The 3,976-nt window shown below is 77.7% G+C and carries 3 protein-coding genes; 2 read left to right on the top strand and 1 reads right to left on the bottom strand.

The window, feature by feature from the left end:
* Nucleotides 1-66: 66 nt before the first annotated feature.
* Nucleotides 67-1,794, top strand: a complete 1,728-nt coding sequence (locus C6N75_RS32010; RefSeq protein WP_105871438.1) for a serine/threonine-protein kinase — start codon at nucleotides 67-69, stop codon at nucleotides 1,792-1,794.
* 28 nt (nucleotides 1,795-1,822) lie between these two features.
* Here the strand turns inward: C6N75_RS32010 and C6N75_RS26695 are convergent, their stop codons facing one another.
* Nucleotides 1,823-2,989, bottom strand: a complete 1,167-nt coding sequence (locus C6N75_RS26695) for an SLAC1 family transporter (RefSeq protein WP_105871439.1) — start codon at nucleotides 2,987-2,989, stop codon at nucleotides 1,823-1,825.
* Nucleotides 2,990-3,060: 71 nt separating this feature from the next.
* On the opposite strand from C6N75_RS26695, the gene C6N75_RS26700 reads away from it, so the two are divergent.
* Nucleotides 3,061-3,976, top strand: a 916-nt coding sequence (locus C6N75_RS26700) for a LysR family transcriptional regulator (protein ID WP_181160629.1), incomplete at its 3' end; no start/stop codon positions are given.

A 3,976-nucleotide genomic window follows, 5' to 3' on the forward strand; every position in this document is an offset into this window, starting at 1 on the left:
CCCCCGGGCCCCGCCCATCCGCACTCCCCGTCCTCGGTGCCGGACGGGCCGTGCATGATAGGGCGCATGACGAGCAACGGGGGACGTCCCGAGGAGCCGACCAGTTACGGGCTCCAGCCACCCGCACCGCGGCCCGCGCCCGGCGCAGCGCACCCGGCCCAGCCCGGCGCGGCCGGTCCGCTGCCCGCCCCGCGCGAGGCGCCGGGCCCGGCGGCACCGGCAGGGCCGGCCGCCGAACGGCCCGCGACCGGCCCGGACACCGGGGCCGGGCGGCTGGTCGGCGGCCGGTACCGCCTGCTGGAGCGGCTCGGGTCGGGCGGCATGGGCACCGTGTGGCGGGCCCGCGACGAGGTCGTGGACCGGGACGTCGCCGTCAAGGAGCCGCGGGTCCCGGACCACGTCACCGCCGACGAGCGGCGCACCGCCCATCTGCGGATGCAGCGTGAGGCCCGCGCCGCCGCCCGGATCGACCACCCCTCCGTGGTGGCCATCCACGACGTGGTCACCGAGGGCGAGAGCCCCTGGATCGTGATGGAGCTGGTGCGCGGCCAGTCGCTCGCCGAGCTCCTGGAGGAGGGCACCCTCCCCCCGCGGGAGGCGGCCCGGATCGGCGTCGCCGTGCTCGGCGCGCTGGCCGCCGCGCACGAGGCGGGGGTGCTGCACCGGGACGTCAAGCCGGGGAACGTGATGGTCGGCCGGCACGAGCGGGTGGTGCTCACCGACTTCGGCATCGCCCAGATGGAGGGCGAGGAGAAGCTCACCGAGACGGGCGGCTTCGTCGGCTCTCCCGAGTACATCGCCCCGGAGCGGGTGCTCGGCCGGCGTCCCGGCCCCGAGTCGGACCTGTGGTCGCTGGGCGTGCTGCTGTACCAGGCGGTGGAGGGCGTGTCGCCGTTCCGCCGGCAGACCACCCCCTCCACGCTCCAGGCGATCCTGCTGGCCGAGCTCCCGCCGCCGCAGCACGCCGGACCGCTGGCCCCGGCGATCGCCGGGCTGCTCCGCAAGGAGCCGGAGGCCCGGCTCACCGCACCGGCCGCGCTGCTCCCGCTGCGCGCCGCCGCGGCCCCGCCTGCCGCCCCCGAGCGCCCCGGCCACCCGCCCACCGAGGCCGTCGGCCCGGCAGACGCCGCCGGCGGGCCCGGCTCCGGCCCGGGCGCGCGCCGAAAGGGCCGGGCCCGGCTCGCGCTGGCCGCCGGGGCCGCCGTCCTCGCGGCCGCGCTCGTCGTCACGCTGGTCCTCCAACTGCGCGGCGACGACCTGCCGGCCGGATGGAAGCGCTACGAGGAGTACCGGATGGCCGTCGCCGTCGCGGCGCCCGCCGACTGGCGGATCTCCACCGGCGACGACCCGGACGACTCCGACGGCGCCTACCTCGGCACCTGGTACACCTCGCCCAAGGGCGACATGAGCATGCTGGTGGACCGGCAGGCGAACGCCACCGAGACGGCCAGGGCCACCGCCGAGCGCTGGAAGCGGGAGAGCGAGTCGGCCACCCCGCCGGAGGGCGGCGAGCAGGCGGTCGGCGCGGTGCAGGACGCCACCGAGCAGGGCCGGGACGCCGCGCTGCTGACCACCTCGTACAACACCGACGACGACGCCGCCGACCGGCGTCTGCGCAAGACCCTCATCGTGGTCAGCGCCCAGCAGGAGCGGCTGACGATCCGGGTGGACGTGCCGGCCGGGAAACCCGCCGAGAAGACGGCGTCCGACCTGCTGGCGAAGGCCCGCGCCGCCTACCGCATCGACACCCTGCCGCAGCCGTCCGCCCCCTCCACCCCGGCCGCGATTCCCTAGCCGTCCTGCCGGCGTCGGCGGCGACTGCTCAGATCGCCGCCGCCGCGGCGGTGACCGGCCGGCGGGCCGGCTCCGCCGGTCCCGACCCGGCGGAGCCGCCGGGCGGGGCGGCCGGCGGCGGCCGCAGCAGCGCCCCGCCGGCCAGTCCGTGCGCCGTCCGCACCAGCACGGTCAGCCAGGCGGCCACCAGGAACGCGTACAGCCCGGCCGCGAGCCAGTGCGCGGCGGCCAGTCCGGTGTGCCGGGCCAGCGCCATCGCCCCGGTCACACAGGTCCCCACCGGGAAGGTGAACGCCCACCACGCCAGCGTGAAGCCCATGCCGTGCCGCCGGGCGCGCAGCACCAGCGCCCCGGCCAGGGCCAGCCACAGCAGCGCGAAGCCCATCACCGGCGCGCCGTACAGCACCGAGAGCGCCGGCGCGTACGGCAGCCCCGGCGCCGCGTCCGCCAGTGCGCCGGCCGCCGTCGCCGACTGCCCCAGCGGACCGAGGACCAGGAACAGCGTCGGGGCGAGCGCGGCCGGCGGCGGCCCGGCGGTCAGCAACCGCCCGAACACCAGCGGCAGCAGCGCCAGCGCCGCCAGCAGGCTCACCCCGAACATCCCGCAGCAGGCCGCCAGCAGCGTCCGCCGCCCCGGCCCGTCCGCCAGATGCGCCGCCAGCGGCGGGCCGAGCGACGCCGACACCATCGGCGCCACCACCGCCAGCAGCCACACCGGCGACGGCTGCGCGGCCCGGTGGTGCACCGCCATCTGGTACGGCACGACCACGGCGACGGCCAGCCCGAGCAGCGTCCCCGCCGTGTACAGCACGGCGTCCAGGGCGACGGCCGCGGGCAACCCCGTCCACACGCGGCCGGCCGTGAGCGCCCCGCCGCCGACGGCGAGCAGCGCCATCGCCGCGCAGCCGTGGAACGGGGCCACCGCCGGGTCCCGCACCTGGGCCAGCGCCCGGTCCCGGTGGCGGATCCAGTGCCGGGCCCGGGCGGTCAGCATGGCGGCCAGCATCAGCGCCGACAGCGCCCACACAGCGGCCAGCGCGTGCGGCAGCCCCGGCGCCGGCAGCCGCAGCGCCGCCCCCGCGCCCGCCACCATGGCCGTGCCCATGACCGCCGCGTACCAGTTCGGGCCGAGGTGGCGGACCCCCGGGCGGCGGACGGCGATGACGGCGGAGGAGACGGGGGAGGGGCGGTGCATGCCCCCACCCTCGGGCCCGCCGGCTGGTGCCCACCAGGGATGACTCCGCTATGAACCCATAAAATGACCTTATGAGCCTGTCCCACCGCGTTCCCGACCTCGGCGCGCTCGAACTGCTGCTGGCCGTCGCCCGGCACGGCAGTCTCGGCCGGGCGGCCCGCGAGGTCGGCATCACCCAGCCCGCGGCGAGCAGCCGCATCCGCTCCATGGAGCGGATGCTCGGTGTCGCCCTGGTCGACCGCTCCCCGCGCGGCTCCACGCTCACCGCCGCCGGGGCGCTGGTCACCGACTGGGCCCGGCGGGTGGTGGAGGCGGCCGAGGCGTTCGACGCCGGGGCCCAGGCCCTGCGCGACCGGCGCGACTCCCGGCTGCGGGTGGCGGCCTCCATGACCATCGCCGAGTACCTGCTGCCGAGCTGGCTGATCGCGCTGCGCGCCGGCCGCCCGGGCACCGCCGTCTCCCTCCAGGCCGGCAACTCGGCCGCCGTCGCCGAGCAGGTCCTGTCCGGAGACGCCGACCTCGGCTATGTGGAGGGTCTGTCCGTGCCGGACGGCCTGGACAGCGCCGTGGTCGCCCGTGACCGGCTCGTCGTCGTGGCCGCCCCCAGCCATCCCTGGGCCCGCCGCCGCACGCCCGTATCCCCCGCCGAGCTGGCGGCCGCCCCGCTCGTCCTGCGCGAGTACGGATCCGGCACCCGCCAGGTCCTCGACGCGGCCCTCGCCGACCACGGCGGCCTCGCCGAACCGCTGCTCGAACTGGCCTCCACCACCGCCGTGAAGGCCGCCGCGGTGACCGGCGCCGGCCCGGCCGTGCTGAGCGAACTGGCCGTCACCGAGGAGCTTGCCTCCCGCCGCCTGGTCGAGGTCCCGGTCGCCGCCGTCCCCCTCACCCGCGCCCTGCGCGCCGTCTGGCCCCTGTCTCTTATACCCATCTGTCGCGGCCGACGAAGGTTTTGGTTGATACCCTGGAGTTCCACGGCGCAATTAT

It is taken from the genome of Streptomyces solincola (assembly GCF_002982015.1).
Taxonomy (GTDB): Bacteria; Actinomycetota; Actinomycetes; order Streptomycetales; family Streptomycetaceae; genus Streptomyces; species Streptomyces solincola.

Coding starts and splice junctions, on each gene's coding strand:
- C6N75_RS32010 (WP_105871438.1), top strand. CDS start 67: ATGACGAGCAACGGGGGACGTCCCGAGGAGCCGACCAGTTACGGGCTC.
- C6N75_RS26695 (WP_105871439.1), bottom strand. CDS start 2,989: ATGCACCGCCCCTCCCCCGTCTCCTCCGCCGTCATCGCCGTCCGCCGC.